This is a genomic window from Mesorhizobium sp. B4-1-4 (assembly GCF_006439395.2).
In the GTDB taxonomy this organism is placed as follows: domain Bacteria; phylum Pseudomonadota; class Alphaproteobacteria; order Rhizobiales; family Rhizobiaceae; genus Mesorhizobium.
Map to the genome: position 1 here is coordinate 389100 of NZ_CP083950.1, position 19575 is coordinate 408674.

The 19575-nt window shown below is 61.1% G+C and carries 15 protein-coding genes and 1 pseudogene; 11 read left to right on the forward strand and 5 right to left on the reverse strand.

The genetic code is table 11. From position 1 onward, the window contains the following. The first annotated feature begins 9 nt into the window (after nt 1–9). On the forward strand, nt 10–2109 hold the full coding sequence (locus tag FJW03_RS01720) for a response regulator (RefSeq protein WP_140763906.1): 2100 nt from the start codon (nt 10–12) through the stop codon (nt 2107–2109). 176 nt (nt 2110–2285) lie between these two features. Here the strand turns inward: FJW03_RS01720 and FJW03_RS01725 are convergent, their stop codons facing one another. Continuing rightward, entirely contained in the window at nt 2286–2489 is a 204-nt protein-coding gene (locus FJW03_RS01725; RefSeq protein ID WP_140690704.1) for a CsbD family protein, read from the reverse strand. A gap of 305 nt (nt 2490–2794) precedes the next feature. On the opposite strand from FJW03_RS01725, the gene FJW03_RS01730 reads away from it, so the two are divergent. From FJW03_RS01730 to FJW03_RS01745, 4 genes are all read left to right on the forward strand, one after another. Then, nucleotides 2795–4783 (forward strand): AI-2E family transporter, encoded by a 1989-nt coding sequence (locus tag FJW03_RS01730; protein WP_181173245.1) that lies wholly within the window; start codon nt 2795–2797, stop codon nt 4781–4783. Between the two features lie 286 nt (nt 4784–5069). Continuing rightward, nucleotides 5070–5390, forward strand: coding sequence for a plasmid stabilization protein (locus FJW03_RS01735; protein WP_140608534.1), 321 nt, complete (start codon nt 5070–5072; stop codon nt 5388–5390). Between the two features lie 634 nt (nt 5391–6024). Further along, nucleotides 6025–6174 (forward strand): hypothetical protein, encoded by a 150-nt coding sequence (locus FJW03_RS01740; RefSeq protein ID WP_181165557.1) that lies wholly within the window; start codon nt 6025–6027, stop codon nt 6172–6174. Nucleotides 6175–6341: 167 nt separating this feature from the next. After that, nucleotides 6342–8132, forward strand: coding sequence for a thiamine pyrophosphate-requiring protein (locus tag FJW03_RS01745; RefSeq protein ID WP_140763912.1), 1791 nt, complete (start codon nt 6342–6344; stop codon nt 8130–8132). 49 nt (nt 8133–8181) lie between these two features. Here FJW03_RS01745 and FJW03_RS01750 read toward each other — a convergent pair whose 3' ends face one another. Together FJW03_RS01750 and FJW03_RS01755 are read right to left on the reverse strand one after the other, a co-directional pair. After that, the gene (locus tag FJW03_RS01750; protein ID WP_140763915.1) at nt 8182–8706 is read right to left on the reverse strand and encodes a DUF1993 family protein; all 525 of its coding nucleotides are present in this window, start codon (nt 8704–8706) and stop codon (nt 8182–8184) included. A 1366-nt stretch (nt 8707–10072) separates the two neighbouring features. Continuing rightward, nucleotides 10073–10437: pseudogene (locus FJW03_RS01755) on the reverse strand (IS1 family transposase); the annotation flags it as partial. A 494-nt stretch (nt 10438–10931) separates the two neighbouring features. On the opposite strand from FJW03_RS01755, the gene FJW03_RS01760 reads away from it, so the two are divergent. The 6 genes from FJW03_RS01760 (at nt 10932) to FJW03_RS01785 (ending at nt 17320) form a co-directional block, all read left to right on the forward strand. After that, nucleotides 10932–11477 carry a (2Fe-2S)-binding protein gene (locus tag FJW03_RS01760; protein WP_140608542.1) on the forward strand — a complete coding sequence of 182 codons (546 nt, stop codon included), beginning with the start codon at nt 10932–10934 and terminating at the stop codon, nt 11475–11477. After that, entirely contained in the window at nt 11474–12451 is a 978-nt protein-coding gene (locus FJW03_RS01765) for an FAD binding domain-containing protein (protein WP_140763924.1), read from the forward strand. Before FJW03_RS01760 ends, FJW03_RS01765 begins: the two co-directional genes overlap by 4 nt. Before the next feature lie 50 nt (nt 12452–12501). Then, a complete protein-coding gene (locus FJW03_RS01770) occupies nt 12502–14778 on the forward strand; it encodes a xanthine dehydrogenase family protein molybdopterin-binding subunit (RefSeq protein WP_226890741.1) in 2277 nt (758 codons plus the stop codon). A 207-nt stretch (nt 14779–14985) separates the two neighbouring features. Further along, nucleotides 14986–15315, forward strand: coding sequence for a PepSY domain-containing protein (locus FJW03_RS01775; protein WP_140763930.1), 330 nt, complete (start codon nt 14986–14988; stop codon nt 15313–15315). Continuing rightward, nucleotides 15312–15977 (forward strand): response regulator transcription factor, encoded by a 666-nt coding sequence (locus FJW03_RS01780; protein ID WP_140608550.1) that lies wholly within the window; start codon nt 15312–15314, stop codon nt 15975–15977. Before FJW03_RS01775 ends, FJW03_RS01780 begins: the two co-directional genes overlap by 4 nt. Further along, nucleotides 15977–17320, forward strand: a complete 1344-nt coding sequence (locus FJW03_RS01785; protein WP_140763933.1) for a sensor histidine kinase — start codon at nt 15977–15979, stop codon at nt 17318–17320. The genes FJW03_RS01780 and FJW03_RS01785 overlap by 1 nt, the downstream gene beginning before the upstream one ends. A 7-nt stretch (nt 17321–17327) precedes the next feature. Here FJW03_RS01785 and FJW03_RS01790 read toward each other — a convergent pair whose 3' ends face one another. Together FJW03_RS01790 and FJW03_RS01795 are read right to left on the reverse strand one after the other, a co-directional pair. Continuing rightward, entirely contained in the window at nt 17328–18839 is a 1512-nt protein-coding gene (locus FJW03_RS01790) for an RnfABCDGE type electron transport complex subunit D (protein WP_140763937.1), read from the reverse strand. Further along, nucleotides 18836–19555, reverse strand: coding sequence for an FAD:protein FMN transferase (locus FJW03_RS01795; protein ID WP_226890557.1), 720 nt, complete (start codon nt 19553–19555; stop codon nt 18836–18838). The genes FJW03_RS01790 and FJW03_RS01795 overlap by 4 nt, the downstream gene beginning before the upstream one ends. Nucleotides 19556–19575: the final 20 nt, after the last annotated feature.

Below are 19575 nucleotides of genomic sequence, written 5' to 3' on the forward strand. Positions count from 1 at the left end.
GGCTATTCGATGCAAAAATTGCAAAGAAGCAGAGCAAGAAAACCTGGGGTCGTCCAACTGCCGGAAGGACCGGCACGGGCACGTATTCTCGCCGTGGACGACGATGAGCGCAATCTGCTGGCAATCAGCGAAGTGCTCGCGACCACCGGCGACGTCATCTGCGCCCAATCGGGCGAAGAGGCCCTACGCTTTCTGCTGAAGGAAGACTTCGCCGTTATCCTGCTCGATGTCCTCATGCCAGGGCTGGATGGATATGAAACAGCCGCGCTTATCCGACAGCGCGAACAGTCCAAACGCACGCCAATCATCTTTCTCACCGCGATCAACAAGGAGGACGCCCATATGCTGCGCGGCTATGATGCCGGCGCGGTGGATTATGTGTTCAAGCCATTTGATCCGACCATGCTGCGTTCGAAGGTCGCGGTTTTTGTCGAGCTTCACGAAAAGACGATCGAAATCCAGCGGAAGGCGGGAATTGAGCAGGGACTGCTGGCGCAGGCGCTGCAGGCGCAGAAGGAAAAGCTTCAGGCGGAACGGGCTCTGCGCAGCGCAGAGGAACGGCAGGATGCCATACTGAGTTCGCTGCCTGTCTGCTTTCACGCGCGGACGGCCGAGCCGCCCTTTGCGACGCGCTTTGTCACCAAAGGTGTCGAGCGTTTGACCGGCTTTTCGCCTGCGGATCTGACTTCCGATCCAGGATTCGGGCTCAAGCGGGTCCATCCCGACGATCTGGCACGGCTCGAGCAGGCACTTCTGGCGGCCAAAACGGCTGGCTCGTACACGTGCGAATTCCGCTGGAAGTGCGCCAACGGCGAGTATCGCATCTTTCTTGATCAAGGCGTCATGTCGAACGGCGCTGACGGCCGCGAGTCCGAAATCCTCGGGACGCTGCTCGACGTTACCGATCAGCGTGGCCTCGAGGATCAACTGCTACAATCACAACGTCTCGACGCGATCGGCAAACTGACGGGTGGCCTGGCGCATGACTTTAACAATCTGCTGGCTGCAATTCTCAGTGGATTGGGATTGCTCGAACGCCACGCGACATTGGACGGTCAAGCACGGCAGATTCTCGACTTGATGCGGCGTTCCGCGAAACAAGGAGCTGACCTGGTCACGCGAATGCTGGCCTTCTCCCGACGGCAGACCCTAAAGCCGGAAGCGGTGCGCCTGGCAGTGCTGGGCGACAGCATGAACGGGTTGGTCGCACCTGTTTTGGGAGCGTTGGTGCGATTTGACTGGCAAATCGACGATACGGTGTGGCCAGTGCACGTCGATGCCGGACAGCTCGAGCTGGCTTTAATGAATCTGGTTTTCAATGCGCGTGATGCCATGCCCTCTGGCGGTACGATAACCGTGCAAGCGCACAACCGTTCACTTAGGAGGTCTTCGGCGGATGTTTCGGCGGGTGACTATGTCGTTGTGACGGTCAAGGACACAGGTTCTGGCATAGCTCCTGATATTCTCGCCAAGGTCATTGAACCTTTCTTCACAACAAAGCCGGTCGGGAAAGGGACCGGTCTGGGCCTCAGTACGGTCTATGGCTTTATAAGGCAATCCGGCGGTGCGCTTCGCATAGACAGCGTCGTTGATCGTGGAACGAGCATGCAACTCTGGCTGCCACGCTCCGTCGCGGAGCCAGACAGTCCTGCTGCCGAGACCGACGTCGGATATATGCGCCTAGACGCCGACGCGAGGCGCCCATCGATCATTCTGATCGATGATAGTAACGCGTTGCGGCAACTGACAGCCGAGTCTCTTCGTCAGCATGGTTTTGATGTGACCTGCGCCGCAGGGGGGGCCGAGGCATTGGCGTTGATCGAGCGCGCTCCTAATGATTTCGACGTCATCGTTACCGACTTTGCCATGCCACTCGTATCGGGCGTGGACGTCATCCGCTTCGCACGCACTCTGCGCTCCGACTGGCCTGCGGTTATCATAACCGGCTATGCCGATGCTAGCCAGATCGCCGATCGACCGGCGGACGTGCCCTTGCTCGGCAAACCCTTCCACGACAAGGATTTGGTCGAAACCATTTTTTTAGCGATCGCAAATGTGGAGCCTAAAGGACTCAAAACGGCTAGCCAAGTGAGGACGCCGGCCGCTTGACACCACCCGGCGCGCCAGCAAGAGCAATGGGGTGTAGAGAGCGTCGCGAGGCGGCCCAGCGGAGGAGGTGAGCGCATCATAACGCGGCTCCGGGATGCAACGCGAGTTGCGTCGGCTGCAGCGTTCCCATGCCGGTCGCCGGTAAGAAGAAGCTCACACGGCGTGCCAGGCGATATCTACCAGTCTTGCCGTCGGTACCAATCGTCAATATCGCGCCGCACACGATCCTTCTCGATGCCGTAGCGCTCCTGGATCTTGCCTTCGAGTTGATCACGTTTGCCGGCAATACGGTCGAGGTCGTCGTCAGTAAGCTTGCCCCACTGTTCTTTGACCTTGCCTTTGACCTGCTTCCAATTTCCTTCGACACGATTCCAGTCCATGAGACGGTCCTCCTTGATTGCATTACGGTGCCAAACGTCATGCGCCCCGTGATGTTCCAGGTCGGTGCTCGCTTTTGCACGTGCGGCGTGTTGGTTTTGAGGGCCATCGATTTGGCCGGGTTGAGTGTTGGGCTCAGGATGCCGGCCCTGTGATGCGTACTGACGGGTGCTTTCGCTGCGGTCGGGCAAAGCCATAGGGAGTGTATTGCCGCAGCCGTCGTACCCACAGACATGGTTCTCGATGTGCCCTCATTCCCGCCAAGGAAACCGCTATTTGATGGAAAACATATCCCACTTTAGCGTTTATGATCGTGGCGGGCAGGCGGAGGAACTTCTTGGCGATCGATCGTAACGGCATCTCCCCCAGTTCCGGACTGGGAGGACCCCTTTCCTTAGCGCGTCGGCGCACGGCGTTGCCGACCGTCGCCACCGTCGTAACCACTGTTGCGGCGTTGTATTTCGGACGAGAAGTATTCTTGCCGATCGCGATCGCGCTGCTCCTGACCTTTGCACTCGCTCCTCTGGTCTCGGCGCTCAAACGGGCAGGCATGCCGCGCCTCGCCGCGGTCATCCTGAGCGTGCTCGGGGCATTCGCGGTTCTGGCGCTGTTCAGCTTTATTGTCGCCTCGCAGGTCAGCGAACTCGCTCAGAACATCTCGCTTTACCAGTCAAACATCCTCACCAAGGTCCGTTCTCTCAAAGAGACCGGAGTGGGCGGCGGCGTGATCTCGAGATTGAGCAGTGTAGTCGAGCGGGTTGGCCAGGAGATCAACAGGCAAGAGCCTTCGCTTCCAGCTTCCCCGCAAACCCCGAAACGCGACCCGGTGCCGGTTGAAATCGTTGCCAAGGAAAAGCCGCTCGAAATCCTCCAGAACATCATCGGTCCGCTGATCAGCCCTTTGGGGTCAGCTGGCTTGATCGTCATCGTCGTCATCTTCATGCTTCTGGAGCGGGAAGATCTACGCGACCGTTTCATTCGCCTTGTTGGCTACGGTGACCTTCATCGGACAACGCAGGCGCTGCAGGACGCCGGCTCGCGGGTAGGGCGCTACTTGCTGATGCAATTGGTCGTCAACCTGATCTACGCGATCCCAATTGCGATCGGGCTATGGGTGTTGGGCATCCCCAACGCGCTCCTGTGGGGACTGCTGGCGCTGGCCCTTCGTTTCGTTCCCTATATCGGACCCGTGATCGGCGCGCTTCTGCCCCTCTTCCTTGCGCTGGCGGTGGCGCCAGGATGGTCGCTTGTGTTGTGGACGGCAGCTCTATTCGTGGTGATGGAGTTGATTACCGGGAATGTCATCGAGCCTTGGCTGTATGGATCGCGCACGGGGCTTTCGCCATTGGCCATCATCGTTGCGGCAATCTTCTGGACATGGCTATGGGGTCCGCTGGGATTGGTCCTGTCGACACCGCTCACGGTTTGTCTGGTGGTGCTTGGCCGGCATGTACCGCAGTTCGAATTCCTCGATGTGCTGTTCGGCAACGAGCCGGTACTGGACGCCCACGCGCGGCTGTATCAACGGCTGCTGGCAGGCGATCCCGACGAGGCAACAGACCATGCCGAGGAAACTCTCGAGGAGAATTATCTGGTCGAATTCTACGACAAGGTGGCCCTGCCCGCCTTGCTGCTCGGTGAGAAGGACCGCGTCCGTGGCGTAATGGACGACCAGCAGATTCAGCAGGTCGCAGCCAGCGCGCTGACGCTGGTCGCGAACCTCGAAGACAGCGCTCAACACGAGATGGACGAGGAGGAAGCCCCGGTTGTCGGCGAGGATGCGGGGTCGCTCGAGGACAATGAGGCCGCGAAGAATGGCTATGCCGAATTGCCGGATGGCTCGGGATTGACGGTGCTTTGTGCTGGCGGCCGCGGTCCACTCGACGACGCGGCGGCGGCGATGCTGGCGCAGGTGTTGGAAGTGCAGGGCGCCACGGTGTCAAGGGCGAGCTTTGTAGACTTGGAGCCGTCGACAATTCGTCGCCTTGAGTTGGGCGGCGTCGATACAGTGGTGGTCGGCTTCCTCAATCAGGATTCCGTCAAGCATGCCCGCTTTCTGGTGCGCCGACTGAAGCGGGCCAAAGCGGACCTCAGGGTCGGGATCGCGCTATGGTTCAAATTCGACGGGGCCGACAAGGAGGACGCCGACAATATGGCCAAGGACATCAGCGCCGATTTCGTCGCGTCCGGTATGGTACAGGCGGCCTTGGGCGCGCTGGCTTCGGCGCCGCCTGTGCCGCTCAAAATCGTCGCCAAGCGGCGCACACGCCGCCGAAAAACGTCACGAAGCGATTGACCCCGCCGCGTTGTGGGCTCCGGCGGGTTGGACCGCCTGGTGCTTGCCGGGTGAAGTCGGCGGTGCTCGCCGGGCATGGCTGCATTTCTGGACGGGCGAATTTGCAAGGCAGCTGATTGGAAGCGATCGGCCACGCCGGGTTCGGTGATGCGGCAGCCGAGAGTCCGACAAGGGTGGGGCTTGGTCGATATTCGATCGCCCAGCGGCATCGCGCTCGGATGTCTTGGCAATCTGGAACCAAACCGGGATGTGTTCGTTCGCAACCGTTAGAGAACAGGAGGTCACGATGCCACGTGGCGACAAGTCGAAATACACTGACAAGCAGGAGCGCAAAGCTGATCACATAGCCGAGGGCTACGAGCATCGCGGGGTATCGGAAAAGGAAGCCGAACGTCGTGCCTGGGCAACGGTAAACAAGGATGACGGCGGCGGCAAGAAAGAGGGCGGATCGGGACGTGGAAAGCACACCGGCCATCCCGCGGCTCACAAGGGAGGAGAGAAGGGCGGCAAAGCCCAGGCATCTCGTTCCGCGGCCGAGAGGTCGGCCTCTGCGAAGAAGGCCGCCGCGACAAGGAAAAGGAATGCTGCAAGCCACTCCCACTCATAAGTTACAGGCAGCACTTTTCGCGCTAACGGCAATGGAGTTGGTGTGACGTCGTTCGGCGGTCACGGGGTGATGTGGCCGATTTCTGCCTCCTGGCTGGACGCACGAAGGTCGAGCGGCTTGCTGCTCCACTGGTGGTCTTTTTGCGTCAGGCAAGGAAGACCGCTGCCTGCTATCCGCCGCGCGAAATCAACCTTACCGGCACCGATTTGGCCGCGGGCACGTGACCCTCAGGCCCCGGACACATCGCTCGACCCCGTCCTCGGCTGCCGATTTCAGATCGACCTCGTCCCCGTCGGAAACTCAAGCCGTTGCATATCGCATTTGTTCATCAGCAGAACCATGTGAGTCTGTGGAACACTGGCGCGCGAAGACCGTTTAGGCCGCAATGCCGCCTTGGCAAGGTAAACGTATCTCCGACAGTGGATCTGTGATGACGAGAAAACCCTATGTCAAACCCACGCTCGTGAAACGCGGAAGGCTAACAGGGCGCACGGCTCAAATCATAGCTTCCGGGATCATATTGGGCGAATAGGCGCGGGGGCTTCGGCCAAACCCCTTGCCCGCGCGCAATGTCATCGCACGCATCCCGGAACCACCCGTCAACGATTGGGTTTCCCGCCGAAGGAGATTTTCCATGTTCAGGTTTTTGATCGGTCTCGGCATCGTCTATGCCGCTTACAAGATTGGCAAGGAAGTCGGTCGAGACCAGGCTCTGCAACAAGGTCCGTCTGAATTGGCACGCGATGATCCCGAGGCAGCCGCCCGGCGTGTCGCTGGGAGCTGAACCCCGGCGGGCAGGGAAGCTTCTGGGAGCGGTGAACACCATTGATCGATAAGGAGCTCGGCGGACCGATGGCTCGGACCAAGAGCCGGCGAACAGTGGCGAGGCTGGGAACGGGACGTCGCCACGCTGGTTAATTCCCTTTCCAGCGTGATCGAAAGGCTCTTCTCATGTCTAAAACCGTTGGCGATTTCCTGATCTCGCGCCTCCACGGCTGGGGCGTACGGCGGATGTTCGGATACCCCGGTGACGGCATCAACGGCGTCTTCGGGGCCCTCAACCGTGCGGATGGGAAGATTGAATTCGTCCAGGCACGACATGAGGAAATGGCCGCGTTCATGGCGTCGGCCTACGCCAAGTTTTCTGGCGGACTTGGCGTCTGCATAGCAACTTCCGGTCCCGGCGCGACGCACCTCGTGACAGGTCTTTACGATGCGCGCCTTGACCACCAGCCCGTCTTGGCCATTGTCGGCCAGCAGGCGCGTAGCGCGATCGGCGGCCACTACCAGCAAGAAGTCGATCTTGCCTCGCTGTTCAAGGATGTGGCGGGAGATTTCGTCCATCAGGCCGCCGTGCCCGCACAGGTCCGTCACCTCGTTGACCGGGCCGTTCGCATTGCGCTGGCAAACCGAACCGTGACGGCGCTCGTCCTGCCGAACGACTTGCAGGAGATGCCTTATGAGGAACCGTCCCGCGCTCACGGCACGGTGCATTCCGGCGTCGGCTATCGCAAGCCGTTGGTTATTCCACACGCGGATGATTTGAAAGCGGCCGCCGATATCCTCAACGAAGGCGAGCGTGTCGCAATCCTCGTCGGCGCTGGTGCCCTTGCCGCGACGCAAGAGGTGATCGACATCGCCGATCGCCTTGGCGCGGGTGCCGCAAAGGCGCTTCTCGGCAAGGCGGCTTTACCGGATTTTCTCCCTTGGGTAACTGGCTCGATCGGGTTGCTCGGAACGGAACCCTCCTGGGACCTGATGCGGGACTGCGACACGTTGCTGATGGTCGGATCCGGCTTTCCTTATTCGGAGTTCCTGCCAAAAGAAGGTCAGGCCAAAGGCGTCCAGATCGATCTTAAGCCCGGCATGATGTCCTTGCGCTATCCGATGGACGTCAATCTTGTCGGCGATGCAACTGAGACGCTCAAGGCTCTGCTGCCATTGTTGAAGCAGAAGAAAAACAAGTGGCGCAAACAGATCGAGAAGAGCGTAGCCGACTGGTGGAAACTTCTGGAGAAGCGAGCCAAGACAAAAGCCGACCCAGTCAATCCGCAACTGGTGGCATGGGAGCTTTCGCCGAGATTGCCGGACAATGTCATTCTGACGAGCGATTCCGGATCCTGCGCGAATTGGTACGCGCGTGACGTCAGGATCAGGCCGGGGATGATGGCATCGCTCTCCGGCGGCCTCGCCTCGATGGGCGCCGCTGTCCCTTACGCGATCGCCGCCAAGTTCGCGCACCCGGACCGGCCGGTGGTGGGGCTTGTTGGCGATGGAGCCATGCAGATGAACAACATGGCGGAACTGATCACCGTCGCCAAATACTGGAAGTCGTCCTGGCCGGACGGCCGGTTCATCATCTGCGTCTTCAACAACCAGGATCTCAATCAAGTTACTTGGGAGCAGCGGGTCATGGAAGGCGACCCGAAGTTCGAGGCGTCGCAGCGTATCCCGGACGTGCCCTATCATCGGTTTGCCGAACTGATCGGTCTTAAAGGCTTGTTTGTCGATCGCCCAGAAGACCTCGGACCGGCCTGGGACGAAGCATTCGCGTCCGATTACCCCGTCGTCCTTGAGGTCAAGACCGATCCCGAGGTCCCGCCACTTCCCCCGCATTTCACCTTCGACCAGATCAAAAACCTGACATCGTCGCTTGCAAAGGGCGATCCCAGTGAAACCGGTGTTATTCGCGGGACCGTCAGGCAGGTTCTGGGTTCGATACTGCCGGGCAAGTCAGACTAGCAGAAACTGGTGGAGTGCCGAGGTCCTTCCGTTGAGGCTAGATTTCATCTCAGGATGATCTGGTGCGCAGCCGACCCTCGTAATCATGCTTACCGAGCGGCACGCCTCGCGAACGCAGGATGTTGTATGCGGTGACGGCATGGAAATAGAAATTTGGCAGCGAGAAAGAGAGGATGAAGGTCTCCGCGGTGAAGGCAAGCCTTCGCGGGCCGATCTGAAGGTCCAGGTGCTTGCCCGAGCAGCCGTTGACCTCATCGGGGGTGAACGCCTCCAGCATCATTTCTGCCTTGCCGATCATGGCCTGCAGGTCAGCGAAGGGAACAGGTCCGACCAAGGCGGGAGGGGTGAACGCGCCGGACTTGAGGGCCTCGACCCCCCAAACGGAATGATGCCACGCCGCCTCGATCTGAAAATGGAAGGGTGCCACGTCGTCGAAGAGGCGGGTGTGCACGATATTATCGGGATCGACACCGGTGTTCGAGAAATGCGTGGCCGCACGGTCGAGGAAACCTCCGATGGATCTCACGGTCTGCAGGAAGGTTGGCACGCTGAGATCGTAGAGCGATGTCCGCATCGGTCATTCTCACGAGCAATTTGAATTTCCACATTCAGCATGTGGCACGATGGCTGCAACCGCAAGGCAAGCGCAATTATCGACTGGCGGCGGTCTTGCCCAGTGGAACCCTGATTCGTGCGGAACATTTGGCTGCTCGTCGCATTTTTGCACCGGAATCGATGGAGGCAGGGAGGTTGGCTTGAAACGTCGAAAAATCGACAGGGAAAAAATAGAAAGAGCGAACAGAGAGTCCAAATTGGTGCTGGAGGCTGAACGCCAGGCGAGGCTGGCGAAAACGGCACGTCTTCGCCAACAGCGCCTTAAGCTCACAATGTCGTCCGAACCCAGGTCGGTAGAGTCCGTCAATGCAACTTCCACACCAAAATAGCAGCCCGCAAGGGTCGCTTTTGAGGGATTAACCCGTGAATTCCGACCTTGGCTTATCGGGCCCTCGGATTGAGTGAAGTCAAGCCACGCGGTAGGCATCGATCCTGACGACATTCGCGACGAGGTGGGCGATCTCCCGGAATATATCGCTGAGGCGATCAACGAGCAGGACGCCCCGATCGAGTCCGACGATTGGATCAACAAGGGAGCCGAAACACGTTCACGGCTTTTTCGAGATGATCCCGCTGATGGGGCGCCATCAGCATTGTCTCGCCGCACTGGGGCCAGTGCCTGGCGCTATCCGGATTAGAGGCGCAACCGCTCGTTATGATTTTGCATGGAAACAGCGGCAATTTCCGCCGGCCTGTGATGGAACCCTCTTTCAGCAACGATGTTATTCATCACCCAACCGGCCGGCAATGATAAGCCTGGCGGCGCAATGGGCCTCACGCGAAAACAAGGCGAAGTGGAGGATCGAACCCTTCAGTCGAACGGCCAAAACCAAAGACCGCAGGCAACACCGAGCCCGGCCATTGAGAAGACCTCCGGCGCTGGTCCCTCTATTGCCGAACACTCAAAGGATGCAAAAGCGGGGTAGTGGGTCAGTTTGAAATCTGACCCGTCGGCCTTGCTATGCAATAGAAACAAAAGCCGGCGAGCAGAGCAGCGAGTGCCCCTAGCGTAGCGAGTGATCTGAAATGCCCGTCACACGGAAGGATCAAAAAAGAAAAACTTGCTGCGATAAGAACCGCCGCTGAAGTCCACGTTCCCGGTCTTGCGGCAACAGAGCGTGGGAAAGCGATGGCTGCAGCAACTGCTGCTAAGTAAAGCGGCCAAGACATTAGGAAGCCGGCCGCAACATAAACGACGAAAAGCGAAAGTGTCTCAGACCATGGAATCTCCGGCGAAGGATTTGACACGGCTAACAAACCTCCAACCACGCCGAACACATAGGACAGCGTGATTTTTGAGGCGAGCGAGACCCTTTGCCTCAGTGTCATGCTACTGCCCGCTTCTCGTAACGGCCGCGCACGACCGGCCTTTCAGCTTCCTTCGCCTCGATCAGTGCCACGATATCCGCGATCTCCCAAAGCTTGTCGGTGACGCCAGCGGCCATCGCCGGGTTACGCGCAGAGAAGCATGAATTCGCACAAAATTATAATACATGAAGTGCAGGGCAACAGCATTTGCGTGAGCCTCAACCTTCTTTGAGAAGCCGTTGGTCAGGCGCGTGAAGCGGCGCATGTGCATGCGCATCTTAAGATTCTGGCGTTCCGAAAATGACGTGCTGACATGCTTGATGTCGGGGTTTCCTTCGATCCGCTCTTTACGTGCGCAAGTGCATTCGGCAGGGTTGTACTGACCCACTACCAAAAAGCGGCAAAGGGCGGCCGCCAGCCTGGCGCCTATGTGAAAGACTGAAGATGGCCCGATGACTGCCGCCTCGCTTTCACGAGTACAGCATAAGAAAAATACTCGCGGCCACGGAATGCAAGGCAGCGTGGCCGCGAGTGACGCCCGGTCTCAATCGCTCTTCAGTTTGCTTGGAACATTCCGGGAGCCAAGCCGCTTCTGGCGAGTGCGGGTGTGGCAGCGGAGGCGGATGTGGGTCTCATCGAATTCGATTCCGCCGCCTCGGTGCAGCCGTTCATCGAGGCCTGTCGCAAGCTGCGCCTATGGGCCAGGGAAGGTGCCGTCAAACTGTGACGACGCACCGAGGCTGAACAGTCCTTGCGTCCTGGCCCTCGGGCCAGGCAGCGAAGATTGCACTCAATCGCTATCGGATGTCTCGACGTGGGTTGACCCCTCCGTCGCGAGCGCCAAGTAACCTTCTCTACGCCGATAGCGAGGTCGCCATGTCCATTATCGTCAACGGCTCAGCCGTGCCACTGCCCGCCGACCCACGGGTTTCGCTGCTTGATCTTCTGCGCGAGGAACTCCGGCTCACGGGCACAAAAAAGGGCTGCAATCAGGGCGCGTGCGGGGCCTGTACGGTCCTGCTCGACGGCGAACGCGTGGTTTCCTGCCTGACCCTTGCCGTGCAGGCCGAAGGGCGCGCTGTCACCACTGTCGAGGGTCTTGCGCAAGGAGACGAGCTTCATCCGCTTCAGCAGGCGTTTATCGACCGCGACGGTTTCCAGTGCGGCTATTGCACGCCGGGACAGATCTGCTCCGCCATCGGCATGGTGGCGGAGTTGGGGCGGGGCCTTCCCAGCCACGTGACCGGCGATCTGAGAGCCGGTTCAATCCCTGCCAGCCGCGAAGAGCTGGCAGAGCGCATGAGCGGCAATCTGTGCCGGTGCGGCGCGCATAACGGCATCATCGATGCGATCGCCGCGACGTTTATCAGCAAGGAGGCCGCGCAGCCTTACCGGCCCGATAGCCCGGAGATGGCAGCATGACCCCGTTCCAATACTCCCGAGCGACAAACGCGGCCGAGGCGGTACAGAGAGCAGGCCTTGAGGCAGCCAAATATCTTGGCGGCGGCACCAATCTGGTGGACTTGATGCGCGAGACGATCGAGCGCCCGGCCATCCTGGTGGATGTGACCGGGCTGCCGGCAAACATCGATGAGCATGAGGGCGGATTGCTGATTGGAGCGGCAGTCCGGAACACCGCCTTGGCCGAGCACCGCGCGGTGCGCGAGCGCTATCCCGTTCTGGCCCGCGCCATCCTTGCCGGCGCCTCCGCTCAGATCCGCAACATGGCGACGGTGGGCGGCAACATCCTGCAACGCACACGCTGCGCGTATTTCTATGACGACGAGGGATCGCGCTGCAACAAGAGAACCCCCGGACAAGGCTGCGATGCCGCGGACGGCTTCAATCGCATGCACGCAATTCTGGGCGCCTCGCCGGCCTGTGTCGCGACGCATCCCTCGGACATGTGCGTCGCGCTGGCCGCGCTTGATGCCAAGGTCCAACTCGAAGGCAGGACAGGCAAGCGGACGCTGCCGCTGACCGACCTTCACCGCCTGCCAGGCGAACACCCCGAAATCGAGACGGTTCTGGAGCCAGGCGAGTTGATCACCGCCGTCGAACTGCCGCCGCTGACAATGGCTTCAACCTATCGCAAGGTGCGCGACCGCGCGAGCTATGCTTTTGCCCTTGTCTCCGTCGCCGCGGCGCTGCGGGTGGAGAACGGTGCCGTCAAGGCGGTGCGCCTCGCCCTCGGCGGAGTGGCGCACAAGCCCTGGCGGGCTTGGAAGGCCGAGGCGGCGCTGAAAGACGGTCCTGTTACCGCCGAGGCCTTTCGGGCGGCCGCGGAAGCGGAACTCGCGGACGCCGTTCCGTTGCGTGACAACGCGTTCAAGATCGAACTGGCCAAGCGCACCATCGTCAGCGTGCTTGGCGAATTGGCGGGAGAAGCCGCATGAGCATCCTGGAACAAGCCGGCGAGGCGGCCAAGGGCGCGGCCCAGGGCCTGATGAAGAAAGCCATTGAACTGGCACCCGACAGCTGGTTGCCAGGCGGGAAGCCCGATCCGCTCATCCATCACCAGCATGGGCATGTCGGCAAACCCATGTCGCGGATCGACGGGCCTCTCAAGGTCAAGGGCGCGGCCCGTTTCTCCGCCGAGTTCCCGCTCGCCGACATGACCTACGCGGCTGTGGCGTTCAGCACGATCGCCAAGGGCCGGATCGCTGCCCTGGACATCAAGGCTGCGTCGGAAGCGCCGGGCGTGGTTCTGGTGATGACGCACCTCAATGCGCCGCCCATGAAGCCGACGCCGCTGTTCATGACGAATGCCAAGGCGGCGGGCGGCGATAATCTGGCGGTCATGCAGGACGATCGTATTCACTGGAACGGCCAACCGATCGCCGTCGTCCTGGCAGAAACCCAGGAGCAGGCGGATCATGCCAAGTCACTGATCCGCGTCGAATACGAGGCCGAGCCGGCGACCACTTCGCTGGCCGCTGCCAAGGCGCAGGGCACCGAGCCGGGTCAATTCATGGGCGAACCGCTGAAGCTGGAAATCGGCGATGCCGAGGCGCAATTGGCTGCGGCCCCGCACAAGATATCCGTGACCTATCGCACACCTCGCCAAAACCACAATGCCATCGAGCCGCACGCCGCGACTATGGCGTGGAATGGCGAGGAACTGAGGGTGCATGATGCCTCGCAAGGCGTGGCGCACACCGCATGGTCCTTGGCGAAGATCTTCGACATCGACGAGAAGCAGGTGAATGTCACATCGCCCTATGTGGGCGGCGGCTTCGGCTCGAAGTGCCTGTGGCAGCACCAGGTGCTGGGTGCGGCGTCGGCGAAGCTTGCCGGCCGGCCGGTGCGGATCGCCCTGTCGCGCGAAGGCGTTTTCAGGGTGGTCGGCGGCCGCGGCCTGACCGAACAGCATGTGGCGATCGGCGCGCAGCCGGATGGCCGTTTTACCTCGATCATCCACACTGGCGTCACCGTGATGACCCGGCACAATGCCTTTCCCGAGCCGTTTATTATTGCGACGCGCAGCGGCTATGCCGCCGACACCTTCAAGCTCGATGTCGAGGTGGCGTATATAGACATGGCGGCCAACACCTTCATGCGGGCGCCCGGCGAAGCTGTCGGCACATTCGGGCTCGAATGTGCCATTGACGAACTGGCCGAAGAACTCGGCATGGACCCGATCGAACTGCGCATCCGCAACGAGCCGGAGAAGGATCCGACCGAAGGCACTCCCTTTTCGTCAAGGCATATCGTCGAAGCCTATCGGGCTGGCGCCGAGCGCTTTGGGTGGAGCCAGCGAACCGCGCCCGGGACGCGCCGTGAAGGAGAATGGCTGGTCGGCATGGGGTGCGCGACCGGCACCTATCCCTATTACCGCATGCCTGGTGGCGCGGCTCGCATCACGCTCACCCGCGACGGCCGGGCGACGGTGGCGGTGGCGGCTCACGAGATGGGGATGGGCACGGCTACCGTGAACTTATCCGTCGCCGCCGAAAGGCTTGGCCTGCCGCTTTATTCTGTTTCGATCGAATACGGGGATTCGACCCTTCCCGGTGTGATTCTGGCGGGTGGCTCGCAGCAGACGGCGTCCATCGGAGCGTCGGTGATCGCCGCCCAGCGCGTGCTTGTGACCGAGTTGCTCAAGCTCGCGGGAAACGACTCGCCGCTGGCGGGGCTCGGCGCCGACCAGGTCGGCGGCTACGATGCAGGCCTGGCCAAGCTCGATGAGCCGGAACGCCACGAGAGCTACGCTTCCATCCTGTCGCGTGCGGGACGCGACGAGGTGGTGGCCGAGGCGAGCGCGCCTGCGCCGCTTGAACTGCAACACTGGTCGATGCACTCTTATAGCGCCATCTTTTGCGAGGTGCGCGTCAATGCCGTGACCGGTGAGACGCGGGTCAACCGTGTACTCGGCTCATTCGATTGCGGCCGGATCCTCAACCCGAAGACGGCTGCGAGCCAGTTCCGCGGCGGCATCATCATGGGCCTCGGACTGGCGCTGATGGAGGAAACCGAGTTCGATGAACGCAACGGTCGCATCATGAACGCCAGCCTGGCCGATTATCACGTGCCGGTGCATCTGGATGTTCCGCCGATCGAGGTGATCTGGACCGACATCCCAGATCCGCACACGCCGATGGGCGCTCATGGCATCGGCGAAATCGGCATTACAGGCACCGGCGCCGCGGTCGCCAACGCGGTTTACAACGCCACCGGGAAGCGCATTCGCGACCTGCCTGTAACGCTCGACAAGCTGATGTGACCGATGTCGGCCTGGAGCAGGGGGCGTAAGGCCCCACGATCTGCTTACTGATCGCGGACCGGCCTCGATTGACCGGTGATTGCCGGGTTGTCGGCAATCGCAGCATCCGCAATATTCGAGTCGAGCTTGCTGGGCACGAACCTTTGCTGTCTGCTGGATGCTGGCTGACAGCGGATTGACAGCCTTTGTGTGCGAGATGCCTGGTTGATGACAACCATTCTCAAACGACTTGTCGTGGCTGGCCTTATTGGGGTCGCCGCCGCCCAGCCGTTCGCGGCGCGAGCCGGCGAGGATGACGACGGCGATCACGACCGGGCAAGGGACCTTTACGAGCATGGCCAAATCAAGGGCTTTGCCAGGATTCTGGATATCGTGCGTGCCAAGGCGCCCGGCGATGTTGTTGCTGTCGACCTTGTCCGCCTTGGGAGCAAATGGATCTATCGCTTGCAGGTTGTCGGCGCGGACGGCCGCCGCAAGCTTGTGGATGTTGATGCTGGAGCCGGCGTGATCGTAAGAGGCGAAGGGGGCGACCGTTGAGAATCCTCCTGGCCGAGGACGAACCCCGGATCGCGGCGGACGTCGCTGCAGCGCTGAAGGCGTCCGGGATGGCCGTCGATGTGGTGCGCGAGGGTGAAGAAGCCTGGTTTGCGGGCGATGTCGAGAACTATGACGCGGCCATACTGGATCTCGGCTTGCCCAAGCTCGATGGTCTAACCGTCCTCAAACGATGGCGAGCCAACGGTCGCCGGTTTCCAGTCCTCATCCTGACGGCGCGAGGCATGTGGACGGAGCGCGTCGAAGGCATCAATGCGGGCGCCGACGACTACCTGCCCAAACCTTTCGAAATGGAGGAACTGCTGGCGCGATTGCGGGCGATCCTGCGCCGTTCGACAGGCCAGGCAGCGCCGGTGCTCAGATCCGGCCCCTTGCTTCTCGACACTCTTCAAATGCGTGTTTCGGTCCAAGGTGCCCCTGTTTCACTCTCGCCTCTCGAGTACAGGCTTCTGGCGTACCTGATGCATCATGGCGGGCGCGTCGTGGCACCGACCGAACTGACGGAGCATCTGTACGATTCCGGCAACGATCGTGATCCCAATGCGATCGAGGTCATCGTTGCCCGCCTGCGCAGGAAGCTCGGCAGCGACATCATCAAGACAAGGCGCGGCTTCGGCTATCTGATAGCCGATGATGGCAGCTGATGGGAAACTCGATCCGGTTCAGGCTCTGGCTGGCGGCCACGATTTCAATTCTCATCGCCCTTGCCATCGCAGGCGTTGGGTTGCGCTATCTATTCGAACTGAATGTAGAACGGCGTATCGTCAGTGAGCTCACCGTAGACCTCAACGAACTGATCGGCGCCACCGCTTACGGTGCCGACAGCCACCTCTCTGTCCAGGCGCCGCTGACCGACCCGCGTTTTTCCATTCCTCTGTCCGGCCACTATTGGCAGGTGGAGGACATCGCATCGAGCTATCTTGTCCGCTCGCGTTCGTTATGGGATGCGACCCTTGCACTGCACGCACACCAGATCGGTGGCGAGCTCAAGGAAATCAAGGAGTTCGAAGGGCCGGAGGGAGAGCTCGCAATCGCGGTCGCGCGTACGGTCATCGATCCCGGCGGCCGATCGTTTCGTGCCATCGTCGCCGAGAACCACCGCAGCGTGGAAGTGGCGGTGAGCGAATATGTCCGCGATCTCGCGCCGGCCCTGATCGTTCTTGCCCTGGCCCTAATGGCCGCATTCTTCATCCAGATCACTGTGGGTCTCGCCCCGCTGGAAAGCCTGCGGGTCGCGGTCCGAAACGTTGTCGCCCAGCGCGCGACGCGGCTCGAAGTGGCGGCGCCTCGGGAGGTGCAACCGCTCGCCGATGAGATAAACCGCTTGCTTGAGGCCCAGGACAAGGCGCTTCTACGCGCCCGCTCACGCGCGACCGATCTGGCGCATGGGCTCAAGACGCCATTGCAGGTGCTCTCAGCGGACATTCGCGCGCTGCGGAAGAAGGGCGAGACGGAGCTAGCCGACGATATTGAAAGAAGCGCCAGCGCGATCCGGCGACACGTCGAGCGGGAACTGGCCCGGGCCCGCCTTGCACCCGGCATTTTCGGCAAGGCCACTTGCCGCGTCTTCGAGACCGCGGCCGGCGTGGTCGGCGTGGTAAAACGGACGCCTGGCGGCAAGCGTCTTTCCTTCGAGATCGATGTCGCCGATGATCTTGTCGCGCCGATCGATGAAGGAGATCTGTCGGAGATACTCGGCAATCTCGTTGAGAATGCCACGCGCTTTGCACGATCATCGGTACGCATAGCGGCATCCGTGACAGCCGCGGCCGTAATTATCGCCGTTGCTGATGACGGGCCAGGCATCCCGGACGCGGACCGGCAATCCGTCCTGTCTCGCGGGGTTCAGCTGGACAGCAAGGGCGGCAGCAGCGGCCTTGGCCTCGCTATCGTTTCGGACATCGTGGAAGCCTACGGCGGAAGCCTTGCCATGGCAAATGCCGACCCGGGCCTGATCGTGACCATTTCGGTCCCAAGGCACGGGTGACTGCTCGTCAGGCAAAGCCGGGGAAGTAGTCGACCTTTATCCTTGAACGGCGCACGCCCATGGCGCGAAGCTTCTGGCGAAGCGCCTTGACCATGGCCTGTGGGCCGGAAATGTAGAACGTCCGTTCGAGATAGTCGGGGACCGCCAGGCGTATCAGGCGCTCGTCGATATAGCCTGGATACTGGCCGCGCTCGGCGCCCCGTGCGACGGCATGGATTGTCCTGATGCCGAGTTTTTGCCTGGCGGTGCCGAGCACATCGCGATAGGCGATATCCTGCTGTCCCTCGGTTCCGTAGAGAACGACGATCGGGCGTCTCTCGTCGCGGTCGAGCAGATGTTGCAACATGGAGCGGAATGGGGTGATGCCGATCCCACCGGCCAGGAAGGCGATCTTTGTTCCATGGTTCGCCGGAAGGGTGAAGTTGCCTGCCAACTGCGCGGCATGGATTCTGCCGCCGGGCTTCATGGCGATCAGTTCGCGCTTGAAGGCGCTCGATTGCGGGTAGAATTTCACGCCCAGACGGACGGTTTCCTCGGTCGGCGCCGAGGCGATGGTGAAATAGCGGCGGTTGCCCCGATTGTCGGAGCGGTTCATGCCGAGCGTCCACTCGAGATATTGGCCCGCCTCGAAGGCCAGCTTTCGCGGCGAACTGAAGACGAAGTCGTAACTGTCGATGGCGGAGCGCTCTATGCGTTCCAATGTCAGCACGAAGCGGCCCTTCGGCCCTGCCGCGTAAGCAAACACATTGCCAGCGAGCAACGCCAGCTCCGGCGTGAAATAGAACGAGCCGATATGCACGTTGGGAGCGAACAGGAAACCGACGACCGCCGCGAAGGCGATGCGTGGCCAACGCGTGGTAGGCGCCGTCAACGGCTCGGTCAGCATCACGAAGGCGAAGAACAGCAGCGGCGACGAGGTCAGCGTCTCCTTGAGCGCCTCGCCATAGAGCGATGGCTCTGTCGTGGCCAGGATGGTGATCAGCGCCACGATCATGAAGGCCGCGACGAGATCCAGGCGCCGCAGCTTTCGCACAACGAGAATGCCGCCGACCAGCACGAAGGGGAGCAGCCATGAATTGCCGCCGGCCCACCAGGTGGCGGGCTTGTCCAGAAGCAGCGCCGACAGCGCCACGCCGAGCGCCGCCGGGTTGAAAACATGCTTCCGGCCGACTGCGAAAATGAACTTGGATGAGATCGCCCAGACGGAGGCGAATGCCACGGCGCCAATGCCCTTGAGGTCCGTTGCGGCCACCGGATCGAGGATGAGGGCAAGGATGAGCGCGGTGATGTAGACGGACTCCTTGTTTGCCGGAACCTCGAAGACCAGTTCGAAGGCTTTGTTGGTGATCCAGCAAACCGCGAGCGTCAGCGCGGAGGTAAAGGCGAGCGCGAGTGGATCGTAGGGCACGAGCTTGGCAAAGGTGAAGGCGAAGGCCGTGACCAGCAGGGCCGTCAGATAATAGAGCACCAGCCTGAACATGGTCAGGTGATCGAGGGATCGGTCGAGGGCCTTGATCATGGTTCGCATAGATCTCCGAAACCGGTTGTCAGCGTTGCCCGACCGTCGATGTGGATGACATAGCCCTCGATGCCGGAAACCTGCTCGATGAAGTGGATGCCATCCCGGCCCATTGCGAAGGCGGCGGTGGCGAAGCGGTCGGCGTCGAGCACGTCGGGTCCGACAACCGTCAGGCTGACGATCCCGGTGATCGGATCATCGAACCTATACGGGTTGTAGATGTGTTGTCCGCGCGCATAGGTGCCGGAAGTCGCGACGCCGAGACCACGCGGGTAGATGACCTTGACGATTTCATCCATTTTGAAGGGATTGCGTATGCCGACGCTCCAGTCGGTTCCGGAGGCGTTCCCACCGCTCGACTGGACGTCGCCGCCGGCTTCGATGAAGAAGTCCTCGACGCCCGCTTGGCGAACGAGGCCCGCGGCGTTGCGGATGGCCCACCCTTTGACGATCCCCGAAGGATCGAGCGAGCCGTCCGGCCTGCGAATGTCGAAGTAACCGCCCGTCTCGTTCTTCGTGCGCTCGGCAAGTGCCAGCACTTCCATCATCTCGCGGCTCCAATCCTTGACCGGAACGTCGCCGCGATTGATGGCGGAAATCTCGCTGTCGGCCTTGTACGTGCTGAAGCGCCGGTCGATTCGGTCGAAATAGCCGAAGACGTCCTCGATCAGCGCGCCGGATGCGCCACCGATATCGACCGTAATGGGCATTCCCATCAGAACGCGGGTTTCGCGCA